The following is a 1,944-nucleotide window of genomic DNA, read 5'->3' on the forward strand; positions in this document are numbered from 1 at the left end:
AGAAAGTGTTACCTATGTATCCGAACGGTTGTTACCCATGTGTCCGGCCTAAATACTGGCCCGACAGTGCTGAGTGAAAACGTTCGAAGTTGTTTTTGACTGTACTCGTCAACAAATCAATCTCTGGATTGTAAAAAGCTCTGAAGACATTTCAGACAGTCTGATATGAATTTTATTGTTCGAAGTTCAGCTTAAGAATCGATCTTTAGATGACATTGTCACCTCGAAATAACTCACTGTCGGACAAGCCGACAGTGGCACACGCCACCTACATTTGACGACAGATTTCTATTCTGAATTCGGCTCTTAATACAAATTCTTCTTCAGGACATCGAGCGGGTAGATGGTATCGCGCCAGCGGACGCCGCCGTTTTTGAGGGTGATCCAGGCGGAGCGCCAGATGGCAAACGCCAAAGCCAGTGAGGCGAAGAACAGGAGTGGGGTCACGCGCAAACCGGAGGAAAACAGAACAGCGATTACGGCGTAGCAGAGATGTAACAAGATCACGGTAACTATGAAGCCGATGGTCTGCGAGAGTGGAAACAGGAATGGCACAATAAACGGTGCCTGAAAAAACAGGATGAAGATCAGCGTCACCAGCGTGACACGGATGATCGAATAATGAAACGAGGCGAAGGAATTTTTTTCGACGCCGGTGATCACACCCCAGGCGGAAGGCTGCCAGCGGACTTTGAGTTGTTCGATGCCCAGATAAAAATCCTGCCGATAGTGATGGTGTTTGATCAACTTGCCGAGTTTGATGTCGTCGAGCACATCCAGCTTGATCGTTTCAAAGCCACCGACCGCCTGATACACGGACGTCCGTACGAGATTAAACGCGCCAATACCGATGTAACCTAAGGTCCAACGCGTGGGCACCAGCCAGAGAAAGGTGCCCCCCGTAAGCAGGAAACCGAAGAACGTGATGAACGCCATTTCAATCAAACCGCCGCGTGCGAGTTGCGGCAGGAGGCAGAGATGATCGAGCTGCTTATGCAGAAAAATGCGGGTGGCGCTAGAGATAGCCTGCGGAGTAAAAATGATGTCGCCATCGGTAAACAGCAGGAGTTCGCCGTTGGCCCGTTGCGCTGCCTGATGCATGGCATGCGACTTTCCCATCCAGTCGGCGGGTAAAGCTTCGATATGAACCACCTGCATCGATTTCTGATTCTGTTGGGCGGCTTCGGCGGCGACGCGTTCCATGATCGCTCCCGTTTCGTCGGTCGAACGATCATTGACGGCGATGATTTCCAGGCGGGGATAATCGGAAGCCAATAACGAATTGAGCGTGACTTCAATCGTCTCCGCTTCGTCTTTGGCGGGCACAATCACCGAGATCAACGGCCATTCCGCGGGGATATCTGTAAAAGGCACACAGCGGGAGACGCGTTTACGGATCATCATGACCAGCGATGGGGCCAGTAAAACGAACCAGAACACAACGGTCGCATAACCCCAATAGGTGATGATCGATGCCTGCATGCGGTGGGGACTTCCTTTGTTTATTCGAACCGGGGTGCGAGTCGATCTGTAATCATCGAGCCGATTCGTAACGACGAAGTCGCGGCCGGCGAGGGGGCGTTCAACACATTAATCATGCGGTCGGATTCATCGATCAGAAAGTCGTCGATCAGATTCCCGTCAGGGCCGAGCGCCTGCGCGCGGACTCCTGCAGGAGCGGTGTCGAGATCTTCGGCTCTGATTTCGGGAATCAGCCGCTGCAGTTCTTTGACGAACGCCGGTTTGCTGAAAGACCGCCACATTTCTTTCATGCCGGTTCGCCAGTATTTCAGCGCCATCTTCAGGAAGCCGGGATAGGTGGCGGCTTCGAACAGGTCGCGAATGTTGATTTGACTTTTCGTGTAACCTTCGCGGGCAAACGCCCAGACCGCGTTCGGACCACATTCGACGCCGCCATGAATCATCTTCGTGAAATGCACACCG

The 1,944-nt window shown here is 52.5% G+C and carries 1 protein-coding gene and 1 pseudogene; both read right to left on the reverse strand.

Annotation, left to right across the window (positions count from 1 at the left end; genetic code table 11):
- Positions 1 to 306: 306 nt before the first annotated feature.
- Complete coding sequence (locus Q0294_RS13795) at positions 307 to 1,482, reverse strand: glycosyltransferase (RefSeq protein WP_299466382.1); 1,176 nt, start codon at positions 1,480 to 1,482, stop codon at positions 307 to 309.
- A 20-nt stretch (positions 1,483 to 1,502) separates the two neighbouring features.
- Positions 1,503 to 1,944: pseudogene (locus tag Q0294_RS13800) on the reverse strand (L-2-hydroxyglutarate oxidase); the annotation flags it as partial.

The sequence above is a fragment of the uncultured Gimesia sp. genome, assembly GCF_937919775.1.
GTDB lineage: Bacteria > Planctomycetota > Planctomycetia > Planctomycetales > Planctomycetaceae > Gimesia.

Excerpts from the sequence above, each read along its gene's own strand:
- Q0294_RS13795 (WP_299466382.1), bottom strand. The coding sequence starts at position 1,482 with ATGCAGGCATCGATCATCACCTATTGGGGTTATGCGACCGTTGTGTTC.